Here is a 15,615-nt window from a genome sequence, read left to right as displayed (position 1 = left end):
TCCCAAAGCCACAGCTTGCACCGTGTTTCTCAACAAGATCATGCGACCTCGTTGCCTATCCGGTCTTAGCATTCGTTTCCGAATGTTATCCCGGTCTTCAGGGCAGGTTGCCTACGTGTTACTCACCCGTCCGCCGCTAATCTCATCAGGAGCAAGCTCCATCAGAGATCCGCTCGACTTGCATGTATTAGGCACGCCGCCAGCGTTCGTCCTGAGCCAGGATCAAACTCTCCATATAGGGTAGTTCGACTTGCTCATGATAAAGCTGGTATAACTTTTGCTTCCGCCCCGAAAGGCTTCAGCGTCCGTTTGTTTTAACGCTCGATGTTCAGTTTTCAAGGAGCAATCTCTTAAAGCTTGTCCGCCTCGTTTCCGAAGCAAGAATCATATCTTATCATAACCTCGCGACGCTTGCAACACCTTTTTTTGAAACATTCGAATCTTAGAATATGTATTCGTCGACTTCGAATCGTGTTAACAGCTCGCCGCAAAAGGCACAAGAAGTAATTTAACACATCAACTCAACTTTGCGCAACCCCTTTTTATAAAAACATTTCTTTCTTGTTAACTGGCCATGAGCGCGTAAGGAATGAGCAAATATCGCGATAGCTCTCCCACCGTTCGATGCTATGCTGAGAGCAGAGCCATTTTATCCATATAATAAGAAAGCGGGGCGTGACTGCAATGTCCTATCTATCGTTAAGCACATGGAGTCTTCATCGGCTGCTGGGACCGCTCCGGTGGACGGCGTGGAATGCCGCAGGCGAACGCCACGTCGTGAACGAACAAGACCAGCCTCAAGTTTTGACGCTGCTGCAACTGCCTGCCGAAGCGGCGAAAAGAGGCTATTCAGCGTTGGAGATCTGTCACTTCCATTTTCCGAGCACGGATCCTGAGTACCTGTCCCAGCTTCGCGCGGCCTTCCATGCGTCCGGCGTCCGCTTCGATACGCTATTGCTGGATTACGGAGATCTCACGTCGAAGGATCCAATTAGACTAACCGCGGATCTGGCGCTCATACGCGCATGGATCGACGCGGCGGCGGTCTGCGGAGCCAAGCAAATAAGAATCGTCGCCGGCGAATCCGACGCATCGGACGAAACGGCATTGGCGCAGTCCGCTCAGCATTTGCGCGAATTGGCCTCATACGCGAAAGGCAAACACGTAAACGTCATAACCGAGAATTTCAAAGCGTTGACCGCCACCGGCGAAAATTGCCGCGAACTTATCTCGCTGACCCGTCCCGACGTGGGCTGGATAACGGACTTCGGCAATTTCTCGGGCGCGCGCAAGTACGAGGAGCTTGATATGATCCTTACGCATAGCGTGTCCGTGCATGCAAAAGCCCAATATGACGAACGGGGCTTGCCCGATCGCGCGGAATTCGAGCTCTGCCTGGATCGAGCGATCGGTAGCGGCTTCGACGGGGCGTTCGTGTTAATCTACGACGGCCCGGGGGACATGTGGGAAGGGTTGGAACGGATCAAGACGATCGTTGAAACACGGCTGCATGGCTAAAAAAGCGCAATAAACGAATCGCCCCGCATGCATGGCATGCGGGGCTGTTTTTGCGGAAATTGCGTTTATAGAATTCGTTTAGCGGTGACGTACCTGGATTTCCAATAAGCGCTGTTCATGCTCGATACGGTGACGCCTTGGCTGGTGCTCGCATGCAGGATCTTGCCGCTACCGGCGTAGATGGCGACGTGGCCGATCCAGTTATTCGAGGAGCTGAAGAAGACGAGATCGCCGACGCTCAGCGAGCCCTTCGCTACCTTCGTGCCCTTGCTGGCAATAGCGGCGGCCGTGCGCGGCAGCGTCGTGCCTTCTTTGCCGAAAATGTATTGAACAAACGACGAGCAATCAAAAGCGGAAGTCAATCCGCTGGCCGCGCCGTACAGATAAGGCGTGCCTATGTATTGCTTGCCGAAAGAAAGCAATGCGAGCGATTCGGGGGTTGCGGCGGAAGCCTTCGAAGTTCCCAGCGCGGATGCGCCTCCAAATAACAAACCGGCGGCAAGGACGGCGGACACGACAGGTTTGATCAGCTTGCGAACGTTCATAGGTTAAGATCCTCCGGGCAATTTTGTTAGGTTAATCTTGCTTGGAATTGATCTTAACACATCTGAATCATCCTCTATTTTCCAAAAAGAAGACAATGCCGCGAAAATCGCCGTTTAGCGCGTGATTGTTAAAATAGCGTGAGAAAAAGTTAATCATAATAAAACCGCCGGGAAAACAATCCCCGGCGGTTCGTAAATTAGCGTCGATCGTCGCTCGTGTGGCGCGAACGCATGCCTGCAAGACCGAGCAAGCCCAGCAAGCCAAGCCAGCCCCAGTTCGATCCGCGATTGTTGTCCGTCGCCTTAGCTCTGTACGTGCCGTCTACCGAACGAGCGCGGTAAGTGCCGGTCGTCGTCGGCGTGTTGTAGCCGGTGTAGCTGCGGGCATTGTACGTGGTCGACGTGGAATAAGGGCTGACCGTCCCCGTCGTATTCGTACGGTAACCGCCCATCGTGCCGCCCGTTCCCATGCCGGATACGCCCGTATCGCCGGTGCCATACATACCGGTAGTGCCGGTCGTTCCGTAAGTGCCGGTCGTGCCGTAAGCCGACGGAGTCGGAGAAGGGCTCGGGACGGCCGTCGAAAAAGAAGTGGCGTATGCGGGAACGGCCAGAAACATGGACAAACACGTGCAGGCTGCTGCTTTGCGAAGCGTCGATTTCAAAATGCGTTCCTCCTCGGGAAAGTGGGATTGACAAGACCAAGCGCGAATGCCCTTGTAATGTCCCTCCGACGACCCGATCGCATACCGTGAGAAAACTGCCATTCCGCTCAATCGAGCCCTGTTTATGCAGCAAGTCCTATTCGTGCCCCCGCGCTTATTCGAATGCGCTCAGCGGCACAGCGAATTCCGGCATGCCGGCTGCGTACGGCGTATATTCGTACTGTTCGAAGTAAACGACGACGGATCCGTGCCTCAGAAAAAACGGCCGGTCGGCGTCGATCGATTTGAACGGCGTCAGCAGGTCCAGCTTGCGTTCTTTTATCTGCGTTTGAATGGCGCGATCGATAATGGATACGTAGTCCGAGCTGCCGCCAGCGACATCCTTCAGCGAAAGCAGCTCCCCCGTCTTCAGATCGAACGTATAAGGTACTCTTTGGGTCCCGCCGTGGGCTCCGCCCGTATAAACGTAATAGTCCGCGTACAAGCTAAGCAGACCCGCTTCATTATTAGCGATCGTGTAAAAGCCTTCAAACTCGACCGGCGGAATATCGATATCCGGATTGCTCTTCTCGGCATCGGCATTGTCTTTGGCGGCCTTCTCGATCGTCTGACGGCCGGTCGCTGCGTACCGTTCTGCCTCGGATTTCAGCTTGGCGTTTATTTTTGCTTGCGCTTCTTCGTTTTCCATACCGGACAATACCGGATAGGAAACGGTCAGCGACAGCTTGGAAGCTACATGGGTGATCTGCTCCGACTGCCAGGCCAGCTGATTCTCGGCAATCGGCGCGATGGACACGGTCTTGGTAGGCGCGTCGTAGCCGATGCTATATCCGAAGCTCTCAAGGACGAACCGCAGCGGCACAAATGTCGAGCCCGCTTGAACGTAAGCAGGCGAAGCGTACAAACGCTCGCCGTTGAGCCGATATCCGGAAGCCGGAGACAACTGCATCGTCCGGCCGCGTCCGGTCAGCGTCGTTTCCCGCGTCTTCGGGTCCCACGAGGTGCCGATGCCCAGCCGATCGTTCAGCGAACGAAGACCTATATAGGATTCTCCTTCCACGATGGCGGCCGGCAGGTACACTTTTTTGCCGTCGATCGCGAAAGGTCTCGCCGATATTTGGAGCGAAGGCTCTGATATGGCGGCGTCGGCCCGTTCGGCTCCGCCGATGCCGCCAAGTCCGCCAACTGCCAGCGCCGCGGCCAGCGCGGCGATTTTAGCCCGGCGCAGCAAAATGGAATTCGATGCTTTAAGCGTAGCAGCCATGATTAGCGGCCTCCTCCAAAAGGAATTAAAGTCTCCCGGCCTTTACCCAAAATTCAAACGTTAAGATCAGTCCGCGCTAAAAAGCCGTCCGATAAATCGCTTTGTTCTCCAATCCTCTGATCATAGGCGTCCACGATTCGCCTTCCGGAAGCGCGCCCAGGGCATCCTCCGCCATCTGCAGCTTGGCGTCCAGCGAATCGATATAATGCAGCGCGATCGCTTCGGCCGTCTGCGGCTGAACGGGACTGCCCCACTCGCCTAAATTATGGTGCGAAAGAATCAGATGCTGCAAAGCCACGACCTTGGGCGAGTCGGCCGGGATGCCGAGCTTAAGCGCCGCTTCGGTCACCCAGGTCGAAGCGAGGGCGATATGACCGATCAAGCGGCCTTGCAGGCTGTATTCGGATACGATGCCGAGACTGGCCGTGAGCTCCTCGGTCTTGGCGATATCATGGAGCAGGATGCCCGCGCGCAGCAGATCGGCATTCAAAAAAGGACGCTGACGGCATATAAACTCCCCGATCTCAAGCATGCGGACGGTATGGTAGGCTAGGCCCGAATAGTAATTGTGGTGGTGGGTTTTGGCGGCGGGATAATGGGACAATTTATCCCCGACCTTGGCCAGACAATAATCGACGAGCCCGCGAAGCTCCGCGTCCGCGATCTCGGATGCCGTCCGCTGAATCGTATGTACCAGATCGACGGCGGCTATCGGCGCAGCCTTGATGAAGTCAGCGATGGCGACGCCATCCTCTTCGACGGCCAGACGAATCCGATTGACCTTGATCTGTAGCTTTTCCCGGTAGAGCTGAACGACGCCTTGCACTTTGACGAGCCCCATCGGCGCGAACAAGCTCTTCTCCGCGGGAGAGACGTCCCAGTACTTGGCCGGCAGCTGGCCGCTGGCATCGCAGAGCACGATGTCGAAATAGTCTTTGGCCGGCGTTCCGTTCGTCTGCTTAACCTCGAATTCGCGCAGCAGGTAAAAGCCTACGAACTCGTTGCCGCTGCTCATTTCCCTTATTAACGTCACGTTGGCATCCCTGCTTTCCTTCTTTTGCAGACAGTATAGCAGAATCGCCAAAACCCTACTAATAACTTAATAGACGAAGCGACGCCGCAAAAAGTTGACCGCAATCGAGATTTTTCGCGTGCGGGCGACACGCAGGCGTGTTAGAAGTCGACCCAACCGGAGCTGGGGCCCCCATTTCTCGTTCGTCGGCTGTTTGGACGAACCCGATGTTGGCTAATGAATGTTAAAAGAAAAGGAGTTGACTGGCGATGCCGAATCAGCACGTAGTGCCTCACGAAAAGGGCTGGGCCGTTCGCGGGGAAGGCTCGAGCCGTCCGGAGGTCGTGACGAGTACGAAGCAAGAGGCGGTCGACGCGGCGCGCAAGCTGGCGCAAGAGCAGCGCTCCGAGCTTGTCATTCACGGCATGGACGGCCGCATCCAGACGAAGGACAGTCACGGCCACGACCCCTATCCGCCAAAAGGTTAAACTAACCGCTGGCGACAATCGGCTACCTTGACGGATCGGTTTGGTACAAAAGAAAAAGCGGGACGCGGCAGATCGATCTGCTGCGTCCCGCTTTTCGCGGAGCGATTGCTTGTGCGTCCAGTCGCGTTATACCATGACCTTGCAAATGTCGTTCGTGAACTCGACCGGATCCTCGATCGGCAGCCCTTCGATGAGCAGCGCCTGATTGTACAGCAGCGCCGTGTACAGGCCGAGCTTTTCTTTATCCGATTCGAACGCGCTCTTCAGCGACTTGAATACGTCGTGATGCGTGTTGATCTCGAGCACCTTATCCGCCTTGACGTCCGGATTGTTCGGCATCATGCGCAGCACCTTTTCCATCTCGATCGTCACTTCGCCCTCGGTGGACAGGCAGACGGGATGCGACCGCAGGCGCTTGGAAGCCTTGACGCTCTTGACCTTGTCGCCGAGCAGCTCCTTCATCGCGCCGAACAGCCCTTCGTACTCCTGCTGTTCCTGCTGCGCCTCCTTGGCCTCGTCCTCGGTCTCGATGCCGAGATCCCCGCTCGATACGCTGCGGAATTCCTTGTCCTTGTACTTCATGATCATCTTGATCGCGAACTCGTCGATGTCATCGGTGAAGTAAAGGATCTCGTAGCCCTTGTCCGCGACCAGCTCGGTCTGCGGCAGCTTCGCGATGCGCTCGTTAGAATCGCCGGTTGCGTAATAGATGTACTTCTGCTCCGCCGGCATCCGGGAGACGTAGTCTTCGAGGCTGACCAGCTTCTTCTCTTTGGACGAGTAGAACATCAGCAGATCCTGCAGCGTGTCCTTATGCATGCCGTAGTCGCTGTATACGCCGTACTTCAATTGACGGCCGAACGCTTGGTAGAACTTCTCGTACTTCTCCCGGTCGTCTCGCTGCAGGCGAGTCAGCTCGCCCTTGATCTTGCTCTCGATGTTTTTGGCGATCAGCTTGAGCTGGCGGTCGTGCTGCAGCATCTCGCGGGAGATATTGAGCGACAAGCTCTCGGAATCGACCATGCCCTTGACGAAGCTGAAGTAGTCCGGCAGCAAGTCTCCGCACTTGTTCATGATGAGGACGCCGTTCGCGTACAGCTCGAGACCCTTTTCGTATTCCTTGGAGTAATAATCGAAAGGCATGCTCTCTGGAATGTAGAGAATCGCCTGGTACACGATCGCGCCATCCGCGCTGATATGGATATGCTTGAGCGGCTTGTCGAAGCCGTAGTGCTTTTCGTTGTAGAAATTCTCGTAGTCCTCGTCCTTCAGCTCGCTCTTGTTTTTGCGCCAGATCGGCACCATGCTGTTGACGCGTTCTTCTTCGGTATACGACTCGTATTCGCTCTCCGTGCCTTCCTTGAGGCGGCTCTTGGTGGCGTTCATCTTGATCGGGTAGCGGATGAAGTCGGAGTACTTTTTGATAATGGAACGAAGGCGATACTCTTCGAGGTACTCGTCGTAGTTGTCGTCCTCGGTGTTGTCCTTGATTTTAAGCGTGATCTCGGTGCCGACCTCGTCCTTGCCGGCAGGCTCGATCGTATAGCCTTCGGCGCCGTCGGACTCCCACTTGTAAGCGGTGTCGCTGCCAAGCGCGCGGCTCACGACCGTGACATTGTCCGCGACCATGAACGCCGAATAGAAGCCGACGCCGAACTGGCCGATGATGTCGTGGCCTTCCTTGGACGCGTTCTCCTGCTTGAAGGCGAGCGAGCCGCTCTTGGCGATGACGCCCAGATGCGTCTCCAGCTCTTCCTGCGTCATGCCGATGCCGGTGTCGCGGAGGGTGAGCGTGCGGGCGGCTTTGTCGGGAATGACTTGAATATAGTAGTCGTCTTTGTTGAACACGAGCTTGTCGTCGGTAAGCGCCTTGTAATAAATCTTGTCGATGGCGTCGCTCGCGTTCGAGATCAGCTCCCGGAGGAAGATCTCCTTCTGCGTATAGATGGAGTTGATCATCATCTCCAGCAGCCGCTTGGATTCGGCCTGGAACGGTTTCTTTTCCATCGTTCTACTCTCTCCTTCGATGCTTCGCATAGTGTTAGCACTCTCTCTCCGAGAGTGCTATTTCCTTCTTTTTATAACACTGGAATCTCGGTAAAGTCAATACGAAGCCGGCTTCCGCCCTTCTGAACGTCTTCGCCAGCGAAATAAAAAGCACCCCGTCCAAGCAACGCGCGTGCGTTGCGCTTTGGCGAGGTGCTCTCCCGTAAAAGATGCGGCTGGCGATCTTGGCAACAGCTCGATTAATCCCCCGCGAGCTCGCGTTGGAAGGCGGCGATGGCCCGGTATTCGTCCTTCAGGCTTCGCGAGACGTTGATAAAAATCGGCAGCAGCTTGTGATAAACAGCCGCGTGCGCCGGATCTGGCGCGTGCCGGTGCGTGGCGCCGACCATGCCGGCCGCGACGTTCAGCGAACCGATCCGTCCGGTCGCGTATAGGCCGAGCACGGCAGCGCCGAGGCAGGAGCTCTCGAAGCTCTCCGGCACGACGAGCTCCTGGTCGAAGATGTCCGCCATCATCTGCCGCCACAGCGCGGACCTTGCGAAGCCGCCCGTCGCATGGATGCGGCGGGGTCGCCCGATGCGTTCTTCGACGGCAAGCAGTACGGTATATAAATTAAAGATGACGCCTTCGAGCACGGCGCGCAGCATATGCTCCTTGCCGTGATGCAGGGTAAGGCCGAAAAACGAGCCTCTCGCGTTGGCGTCCCATAGCGGGGAGCGCTCGCCGGTCATATACGGATGGAAGAGGAGGCCTTCGCTGCCCGGCGGCACCTTGGCCGCGATGTCCATGAGCAGGTCGTTCGGATCTATCTTCAGCCGCTTGGCCGTCTCGGATACCGACGACCCGAACTCCTCCCGGGCCCAGCGCAGCAAGACGCCGCCGTTGTTGACGGGGCCGCCGATGACCCAGTGACGCTCGGTTAGCGCGTAGCAGAACGTGCGCCCCTTCGGATCGACCGCCGGACGGTCGGTCACGGTCCGGATCGCGCCGCTCGTGCCGATCGTCGCGGCGACGACGCCGGGCTCGATCGCGCCGACGCCCAGGTTGGACAGCACGCCGTCGCTGGCGCCGACGATAAAAGGCGTGTCCGCCGCGAGCCCCGTCTCCCGGGCATACGCTTCGTTCAAGCCGGCGAGCGTATACGTCGTCGGCACGAGCCGAGACAGCCGATCCGCGGTCACGCCTGCCGCCGCGAGCGCCTCTTCGTCCCAATCCAGCCGCTCCAAGTTCATCAGTCCGGTCGCGGACGCGATCGAATGATCGACGACGTATTCCCCGAACAGCTTGGCGAACACGTATTCCTTAATCGAAATGAACCGGCTCGCGGTCCGGAACAGTTCGCTCTGCGATTCGCGCAGCCACATCAGCTTGGTCAGCGGGGACATCGGATGAATCGGCGTGCCCGTCCGCAGATAGATTGCGTGGCCCGTTCCGTCTTCCCGCAGGCGCTCCGCCCATGCGGCGCTGCGATTGTCCCCCCACGTGATGCTCCGCGTGAGCGGCCGGCCCTCCCCGTCCACGGCGATCAGGCTGTGCATCGCCGAGCTGAAGGACACGAACAGCACGCGCCCCGGATCGATGCCGCTCCGGTCCATCACGCTTCGCAGCGTCTGGACAACGGCTCGGAAGATCTCGTCCGGATCCTGTTCGGCGACGACCGGCGAGGGCGTATATAGCGGATATTCTACGGTCGCCTGCCCCGCGACCTTGCCGCTTTCCTCGAACAGCACCGATTTCGTACTGGTGGTGCCGATATCGACGCCGATCATGTACATGGAGGCATGCATGGTACGACCTTCTTTCCTATCGTTGAATGAAAAACGGCGGAGCCTCTTACATAAAAACGCTGACTAACATAATGAGCGCAAGCGCCACGACGGAGAGCAGCGTCTCCATCACCGTCCAGGACTTCAGCGTCTGCGGAACCGACATGTTGAAAAATTCCTTGACCATCCAAAATCCGGCGTCGTTGACGTGGGACAGGACGAGCGAGCCCGCTCCCGTGGCGAGCACGGCCAGCTCGACGTTCGAGCCCGGATTGAGCGCCAGCACCGGCGCGACGATGCCGGCCGCCGTCGTCATCGCGACGGTCGCCGAGCCGGTCGCCACGCGGATCAAGGCCGCGACCAGCCAGGCGAACAGCAGGACGTTCACGTTCGCCTGCGTGGCGATGGCCGCGATCGCGTCGCCGACGCCGCTGTTGATCAGCACCTGCTTGAAGGCGCCGCCGCCGCCGATGATCAGTATGATCGAAGCCGTAGGCGCCAAACACTCGTGCGTGAACCGGGAAATGTCGTTTTTAGAAAAGCCTCTGAAAAAGCCGAGCGAAAAAAGCGAGAAAACGACCGCGATCAGCAGCGCGACGACCTCGTTCCCGATGAACGCGCAAAAGCGCGTCACGGGGCTGACCGCCTGCGGATCGGCGATGCTCGCGATCGATCCCGCCAGCATTAGAATAACAGGCAGCAGAATGGTAAACAATGTAATGCCGAATCCCGGCAGATCGCCCTTCTCCCGCGAGCTGAACTGCTTGGCGAGATTTTCGGGCGGCGAGACGTCGATTCGCTTGCCGATCCATTTGCCGAACAGCGGACCCGCGATGATCGCCGTGGGCAGCCCGATGATGAGCGAATAAAGGATGGTCTTGCCCAGATCAGCCTTGAATGCGTCGATCGCGATCATCGGCGCCGGATGCGGCGGCACGAGTCCATGCACCGTCGACAAGCCGGCCAGCACGGGAATCCCGATCTGCAGGAGCGGCATCTTAACCTTGCGCGCGACGATAAACACGATCGGAATGAGCAAAATGACGCCGACCTCGAAAAAGACGGGAATGCCGACGATAAAACCGACGATCATCATCGCCCAATGGACCCGTTTTTCGCCGAAACGGTCGATCATCGTCGTCGCGATGCGTTCGGCTCCGCCCGACTCGGCCATCATCTTGCCCAGCATCGTGCCCAGGCCGATGACGATGGCGATCGTACCCAGCGTGCCGCCGAGACCGCCCGTCACCGACTTGATCAGCGCCTGGCTGTCCATGCCGGCCAAAAAACCGAGGAGCAGCGCGGAGAGCAGCAGCGTGACGAACGGATTCCACTTGAACTTGGCGATCATGACCACCAAAAATACGATCGCGATCAGCGCCCAGACGAGCAGCGTCGCGTTATGTCCGAAACCGAATACATTGTCCAAGATCCACTACCTCCGTTGAATCGATTTGCGGATGCTTTTTCTAAAGATGGTATACCCCGCACACACGTATACTAGTCGACAAGTTTGATCGAAAAGAAGGGCTTCGACCTGGACACAGGCGCTTGCCCGCAAACCATGAAGCCATTCGGAAAATTAGGACCAAGTACTTCTGAGCGTCCTGCGCGAGTCGGCGAAGTAATCCCGGACGACTTCCGCTATCTGCGCTTCGTCCCCGGATTCGAGCGCGTCCGCGATCGTCTCATGCTTGGCGACGACGCGTTCGAGCCGGACCGGACCGCCTCCGAAAACCTCCTCCGTCGTGAGCAGCATGACGGCGAGCACCACATGGCGAATGCTGTCCCACAACCGTGCGATCCGGGCATGCCCGGCCGCCGCGACCAGTCCGTCGTGAAACTGGAAATCGAGCCAAGCGAACTCGGCGATGTCCGCATATTTGGCGGCCACGCGCATGCAGTCGATGCGGTGACGCAGCGTAGCGATCACCTCGGCCGGGCAGGATGACGCGAGGCGCTGCTGCGCGAAGCTCTCGATGAGATAACGAACGTCGTACAGCTCTGCGATATCCTTGGCGTAGAGACCCTGCACGACCGCGCCCATCCGCTCGAGACGGATCAAGCCTTCGTTGGACAGCGCTTTCAGCGCTTCCCTGACGGGAGATCGGCTCGTCCCGAAGTCCGCGGCGATTTTATTTTCCGAGATGACGTCGCCCTGCTTCAAGGTACCGTCCACGATCCGCAGACGCAGCTCGCCGGCGATCGCTTCGCCGCGAGATTGTCCCTTCAGCCAAGCGGCAGGATATTGTCGCATGCATTCCAACCTTCTCTCTGCGCTTCCGGCACTTAAACTTGTCGACAAGTCGACCTGTATATATTAACTTGCGCATATCGTCCTGTAAATAGTCTTGCTCACAGCACTCTCGAGAGCTTGCGGTATTCCCGCGGGGAGATGCCTTCGCCGGCCGTGAAGATGCGGCTGAAGTAGTGCAGGTCCGGGTAGCCGATCTTCGCCCCGACGGTCTCGACCGACCAGTCCGTCTCCCTCAGCAGCCTGCGGGCTTCGCGGAGCCGAATCGACTGAATCATGCGGCCCGGTGGCAAGCCGGCGATCTGTTTGAACAGCTTCGAGGCATAATCCTCGCTGACCTTGAGCTCCCGCGCGACGCGCTCGGCGCTCCAGGAAGCGCCCGGCTCCTTTTCCATCGCTTCGACCATTTTACGAATTCGCTCGCGATGCACGGAATCGCTGCCGTCGGCACCTTCGTCCCCCGTCCGAAGCAGCATCGCGAGTATGCCCAGCATCAGGGACTTGCATGCGAGCTCGTAGCCGCTGCGCCGCATCGTGAACTCGCCGACGAGCCGATCCATCATTTGGAAGCATTCGGGTACGCACGCATAGACGGCGCGCGAGGACAGCGCATCGAGATCCGGCGCGATCGGTTCCTCCGCGAATTTATCCAACTCCGGCTCGGCGTCCAGGTCGTGCGACACCATATCGCTCTCCGTCGCGATCCGAAGCTTCCCGTCGAAGTCGAAGTGGATGCCGAGCAGCGTCGCGCCGTTCGCGGACACGATCGCATTGCGGTGCGGCACGCCCGACGGGAGGACGACGGCCTCTCCTTCGCCGATCGTGTAGCGCGCGCCGCGCATCTCGGTCGCCAGCTTCCCCTTGCACACGCAGATCAGCTCAAAATCGTAAATGTACCGTTCCGGCAACGTGCCGGGCGGGAGCTTCTGGTACTGCGCATAATGGACGGTCGGCGACCAATCCTTCGCCGGCAGCGCCCGGCGCAGCGGGAAACGCGCAAAATCCATCCATTGACACTCCCTTCGTTCCATCATTTTAACATAAGCATCGCTATTAGAACGGAATCGTGCAAGTTTTAGCTTTCTTCTCTAAATGAACGCGGCTGCGCCTTCCTTATAATGAAAACAAATAAACGCTTGCCCAAGGAGGACTATCCCGATGAAAAAAGGCATTAATATCTGGTCGTTCGGCGACGGCGTCTCGATCAAGGACGCGATCGCGACGGCCAAGGACGCAGGCTTCGACGGCATCGAGCTGTCGCTGAACGAGACCGGCGAGCTCGGTCTGGAGGCGACGGACAGCGAGCTGGCGAGCATCAAGCAGCAGCTGGCGGACACGGGACTGGAGCTGGCCGGATTGGCGACGGGTCTGTACTGGTCCTACGCGATGACGAGCGAGACCGAGGCGAACCGCCTAAAGGCGATCGACGTATGCAAAAAGCAAATCGAAACCGCTGCCAAACTCGGCGCGGACGCGATCCTGGTCATTCCCGGCGCTGTCGGCGTGGACTTCATTCCTGGCAGCGAAGTCGTTCCTTATGACGTAGCTTACGACCGCGCGCTCGAGGCGATCTCGAAGCTCGCGCCCGAAGCCGAAGCCGCAGGCGTATCCATCGGCATCGAGAACGTCTGGAACAAGTTCCTGCTCTCTCCGCTCGAGATGCGCGGGTTCATCGACGCGGTCGGCTCCAAGTTCGTCGGCTCCTACTTCGACGTGGGCAATACGGTTTATAGCGGCTATCCCGAGCACTGGATCCGCATCCTCGGCCATCGCATCAAAAAGGTTCACTTCAAGGATTACCGCAGACAAGCGGGCGGCTTGCACGGCTTCGTCGACCTGCTGGCCGGCGACGTCGACTACCCGGCGGTCGTCGCGGCGCTGCAGGAGATCGGCTACGACGGCTACGTCACGGCGGAGATGATCCCGCAGTATACGCACCACACCAAGCAAATCATCTACAATACTTCCGGCGCTATGGACGCCATTCTGGGAAGGAAGGGCTAATCGCATGCTAAAAATCGGACTTATCGGCTTCGGCTTCATGGGAAGAATGCACTTCGACAACTATGCGCGCCTGGCCGCGGAAGGCCAGCAGATCAAAGTCGTCGCCATCTGCGACGTGGCGATCGAAACGCTGAAAAACGCCAAGGCCGGCGGCAACATGGCGACCGCGCAGGAGACCTACGACCTGTCCGGCTACGCGCTGTACGACTCCGTCGACAAGATGATCGCGAGCGAAGAGCTTGATTTGATCGATATCACGCTGCCGACGACGCTGCACGCCGATCTGACTTGCGAGCTGCTCGAGAAGGGCTATCACGTATTCTGCGAAAAGCCGATGGCGCGCAGCTCCGATCAAGCGCGCCGCATGGTCGAGACGGCCGAGCGTACCGGCCGCAAGCTGCAGATCGGCCAATGCCTCCGCTTCTGGCCGGCTTACGAGTACCTCAAGGCTTGCGTGGAAGACAAGCGCTACGGCGACGTGACGGGCGGTTACTTCTATAGAGGTTCCCATGCGCCGGCAGGTTGGTTCCTCAACGGCGAGCTGAGCGGCGGCGCCCTGCTCGACATGCACATTCACGACACCGACATCGTGAATTGGCTGTTCGGCAAGCCCGAGCGCGTATCCACGATCGGGCGCAACATCATCCCGGGCAGCGGGTTCGACGCCGCCTCCACGCACTACGTCTATCCGGACGGCAAGGTGCTCAACGCGCAGGTCGACTGGACGCTCGAAGGCGACTTCGGCTTCGAGATGGGCTTCCGCGTCAATTTCGCCGGCGCCAACATCATCCTCGGCAAAGACGGCCTTACCGTCAATCCGAGCGACGCGCCGGGATTCAAGCCCGAGCTAGCCGATCACGACGGCTACTACGGCGAGCTGCGCAGCTTCACGAACGCGATCCTGAAGGACGAAGCCATCGAGGTCTGCCCGCCGGCAAGCACGCTCGCCTCGCTCGAGATCGTCGAGGCGGAGCAGCAATCCGCCGAGCGCGGCGGCGAGTGGATCAAGCTGTAAGAGCAGAGCCGCGAACACTTGGCCGCAACATGGGGGCCCAGTGACATGGAACCAAAGACATAACGCGTGTAACAATTGGGAAATTCACATAAGGCATAATAATTGGCAAGAAGCATGAGGCCGCACAGCGATGTGCGGTCTTTTTGCTGCACAGCCGAGAAGCGGCGGGTTGCGCGGCTACCGCTCGCGGCGGACGCTGCAAGCGAGGTAAACAACGCCGCAGCCGCATGCAGCTCTATCACGAACATGCTTTACCGGATACGCGACCGGCGCTGTCCAATTTAAATACGCCGCCTGCGGACGTTTTGTTTCCGCATTAGCATGTAGATGACGGACAGAGGAGCCGCTATTTTTGTTCCTATGCCGATTTGCGGCCCGCCGGCGGACTCAGGGGCCGTTATCGCGGGATTGAAGGTCTTGTTTAGCCTTAATCAGAGTAAATAACGTCTCTCCAGTCCGTAACGACGCCATTTGGATCGGCTTTTACGAAATAGCGTCCCCTGAGTCCATGGCTGATTCCCGGTTCCTAGTGCCTGATTCTCGGTGCCTGATGCCTGATTCTCGGCGCTTGGTGCCTGTTTCCCGGTTCCTGGTGCTTGGTGCCCGCTGTCTGCCATGCAACCAGATGCTTCCCGCAGTTCTCATTTGCAACCTTCCCGCCTGACCATCGCCGTCAGGTTAGATAGTGCTATCCTGCAGAAGTGCATCATCCCAGGCCGGTAAGGCGTTTTTCGTATTATCAGGTCAGCCAGAATTTCTGGTTGGCCTTTTTACATGGCCGGTTTAAGATGGCGGTAGCCGGGAGAACGAGGGCGTTTTTGGGGAGTTTTACCCCGTCGCAAAAACTGTTCTCCCACTACCCCCAATGACCATGTTTGAGCTGGTTGAGGCATTTGGACCTCGCATCACAAGCGAAGCTGTGGGATTGGAACCATCGTGGGAATGCCGGCTACGATTGTAGGAGGAGATGACATGAGACCGGTTGTCGGAGTGGATGTGGCGAAAGGGACAAGCATGCTCCAAGCGTTTACGGATCGGAACAAGCCGTACAGTAAGATTATCAGCATCACGCATACG

13 protein-coding genes and 1 rRNA gene are annotated in these 15,615 nt (G+C 58.1%); 4 read left to right on the top strand and 10 right to left on the bottom strand.

Going from position 1 to position 15,615, the window contains the following annotated elements; genetic code table 11:
* Positions 1–238 (bottom strand): 16S ribosomal RNA (locus BM235_RS31450); the annotation flags it as partial.
* Positions 239–684: 446 nt separating this feature from the next.
* Between BM235_RS31450 and BM235_RS31445 the strand changes: the two genes are divergently transcribed.
* Positions 685–1,518 carry a sugar phosphate isomerase/epimerase family protein gene (locus BM235_RS31445; RefSeq protein WP_090118220.1) on the top strand — a complete coding sequence of 278 codons (834 nt, stop codon included), beginning with the start codon at positions 685–687 and terminating at the stop codon, positions 1,516–1,518.
* Positions 1,519–1,583: 65 nt separating this feature from the next.
* Here the strand turns inward: BM235_RS31445 and BM235_RS31440 are convergent, their stop codons facing one another.
* From BM235_RS31440 to BM235_RS31425, 4 genes are all read right to left on the bottom strand, one after another.
* Complete coding sequence (locus BM235_RS31440; protein ID WP_090118219.1) at positions 1,584–2,063, bottom strand: C40 family peptidase; 480 nt, start codon at positions 2,061–2,063, stop codon at positions 1,584–1,586.
* Positions 2,064–2,260: 197 nt separating this feature from the next.
* Positions 2,261–2,728, bottom strand: a complete 468-nt coding sequence (locus BM235_RS32815) for a WGxxGxxG family protein (RefSeq protein WP_090118218.1) — start codon at positions 2,726–2,728, stop codon at positions 2,261–2,263.
* A 154-nt stretch (positions 2,729–2,882) separates the two neighbouring features.
* The gene (locus tag BM235_RS31430; RefSeq protein WP_090118217.1) at positions 2,883–3,992 is read right to left on the bottom strand and encodes a PdaC/SigV domain-containing protein; all 1,110 of its coding nucleotides are present in this window, start codon (positions 3,990–3,992) and stop codon (positions 2,883–2,885) included.
* A gap of 76 nt (positions 3,993–4,068) precedes the next feature.
* Entirely contained in the window at positions 4,069–5,025 is a 957-nt protein-coding gene (locus BM235_RS31425; protein ID WP_090118221.1) for a 3'-5' exoribonuclease YhaM family protein, read from the bottom strand.
* Between the two features lie 248 nt (positions 5,026–5,273).
* On the opposite strand from BM235_RS31425, the gene BM235_RS31420 reads away from it, so the two are divergent.
* A complete protein-coding gene (locus BM235_RS31420) occupies positions 5,274–5,492 on the top strand; it encodes a DUF2188 domain-containing protein (RefSeq protein ID WP_177244307.1) in 219 nt (72 codons plus the stop codon).
* A gap of 126 nt (positions 5,493–5,618) precedes the next feature.
* On the opposite strand, the gene htpG is transcribed toward BM235_RS31420, so the two are convergent.
* The 5 genes from htpG to BM235_RS31395 form a co-directional block, all read right to left on the bottom strand.
* Entirely contained in the window at positions 5,619–7,499 is a 1,881-nt protein-coding gene (gene htpG / locus BM235_RS31415) for a molecular chaperone HtpG (protein WP_090118215.1), read from the bottom strand.
* A 239-nt stretch (positions 7,500–7,738) separates the two neighbouring features.
* Positions 7,739–9,286, bottom strand: a complete 1,548-nt coding sequence (gene gntK, locus BM235_RS31410; protein ID WP_090118214.1) for a gluconokinase — start codon at positions 9,284–9,286, stop codon at positions 7,739–7,741.
* A 46-nt stretch (positions 9,287–9,332) separates the two neighbouring features.
* Positions 9,333–10,694: a GntT/GntP/DsdX family permease gene (locus BM235_RS31405; protein WP_090118213.1), complete on the bottom strand. Its 1,362-nt coding sequence runs from the start codon at positions 10,692–10,694 to the stop codon at positions 9,333–9,335.
* A 153-nt stretch (positions 10,695–10,847) separates the two neighbouring features.
* Positions 10,848–11,522 (bottom strand): GntR family transcriptional regulator, encoded by a 675-nt coding sequence (locus BM235_RS31400; RefSeq protein WP_090118212.1) that lies wholly within the window; start codon positions 11,520–11,522, stop codon positions 10,848–10,850.
* A 98-nt stretch (positions 11,523–11,620) separates the two neighbouring features.
* A complete protein-coding gene (locus BM235_RS31395) occupies positions 11,621–12,526 on the bottom strand; it encodes an AraC family transcriptional regulator (RefSeq protein ID WP_158544154.1) in 906 nt (301 codons plus the stop codon).
* Between the two features lie 151 nt (positions 12,527–12,677).
* On the opposite strand from BM235_RS31395, the gene BM235_RS31390 reads away from it, so the two are divergent.
* Both BM235_RS31390 and BM235_RS31385 read left to right on the top strand, forming a co-directional pair.
* The gene (locus BM235_RS31390) at positions 12,678–13,523 is read left to right on the top strand and encodes a sugar phosphate isomerase/epimerase family protein (protein WP_090118210.1); all 846 of its coding nucleotides are present in this window, start codon (positions 12,678–12,680) and stop codon (positions 13,521–13,523) included.
* A 4-nt stretch (positions 13,524–13,527) separates the two neighbouring features.
* Positions 13,528–14,538, top strand: a complete 1,011-nt coding sequence (locus BM235_RS31385) for a Gfo/Idh/MocA family protein (RefSeq protein WP_090118209.1) — start codon at positions 13,528–13,530, stop codon at positions 14,536–14,538.
* Positions 14,539–15,615 lie beyond the last annotated feature (1,077 nt).

The organism is Cohnella sp. OV330 (assembly GCF_900112065.1).
Taxonomy (GTDB): domain Bacteria; phylum Bacillota; class Bacilli; order Paenibacillales; family Paenibacillaceae; genus Cohnella.
Note: the sequence above shows the minus strand (reverse complement) of the source record. Positions and strands in the feature narration are given on the sequence as shown.

Bases quoted from the DNA above. Each gene is read 5' to 3' on its own strand.
- BM235_RS31445 (WP_090118220.1), top strand. From the start codon at position 685: ATGTCCTATCTATCGTTAAGCACATGGAGTCTTCATCGGCTGCTGGGA.
- BM235_RS31440 (WP_090118219.1), bottom strand. From the start codon at position 2,063: ATGAACGTTCGCAAGCTGATCAAACCTGTCGTGTCCGCCGTCCTTGCC.
- BM235_RS31430 (WP_090118217.1), bottom strand. From the start codon at position 3,992: ATGGCTGCTACGCTTAAAGCATCGAATTCCATTTTGCTGCGCCGGGCT.
- BM235_RS31420 (WP_177244307.1), top strand. From the start codon at position 5,274: ATGCCGAATCAGCACGTAGTGCCTCACGAAAAGGGCTGGGCCGTTCGC.
- htpG (WP_090118215.1), bottom strand. From the start codon at position 7,499: ATGGAAAAGAAACCGTTCCAGGCCGAATCCAAGCGGCTGCTGGAGATG.
- gntK (WP_090118214.1), bottom strand. From the start codon at position 9,286: ATGCATGCCTCCATGTACATGATCGGCGTCGATATCGGCACCACCAGT.
- BM235_RS31400 (WP_090118212.1), bottom strand. From the start codon at position 11,522: ATGCGACAATATCCTGCCGCTTGGCTGAAGGGACAATCTCGCGGCGAA.
- BM235_RS31395 (WP_158544154.1), bottom strand. From the start codon at position 12,526: ATGGATTTTGCGCGTTTCCCGCTGCGCCGGGCGCTGCCGGCGAAGGAT.
- BM235_RS31390 (WP_090118210.1), top strand. From the start codon at position 12,678: ATGAAAAAAGGCATTAATATCTGGTCGTTCGGCGACGGCGTCTCGATC.
- BM235_RS31385 (WP_090118209.1), top strand. From the start codon at position 13,528: ATGCTAAAAATCGGACTTATCGGCTTCGGCTTCATGGGAAGAATGCAC.